The organism is Streptococcus sp. HMSC078H03 (assembly GCF_001808655.1).
Classification (GTDB): Bacteria; Bacillota; Bacilli; order Lactobacillales; family Streptococcaceae; genus Streptococcus; species Streptococcus salivarius_G.
Window position 1 is genome coordinate 1 of the sequence record NZ_KV794081.1, and the last position, 268, is coordinate 268.

Consider the following 268-nt stretch of genomic DNA (forward strand, 5'->3'; position numbering starts at 1 on the left):
AACAAGGACAACATCCAATCAGTAGGAATCTCAGATGACTACGATGAAACTAAGTTGGATCTTGACGCTACTAAGATTAAAGCCTACGATTCAGTAACTGGTGCAGAAGTAACTGATAAATTCGATATCACTGTGAACAACGGTGTGATCACTGCAACCCTTAAAGATGGCTTCACTAAGTCACTAGGCGACGCAGAAAACACTCAAGTTATCGACACAACTAAATTCGCCTTTGGACGTTACTACAAGTTCGACATCCCAACAACAG

General features: G+C 41.4%; 1 protein-coding gene. It reads left to right on the plus strand.

The window, feature by feature from the left end:
* On the plus strand, positions 1-268 hold a 268-nt coding region (locus HMPREF2607_RS02350), incomplete at both ends, for an SspB-related isopeptide-forming adhesin (RefSeq protein WP_148130143.1).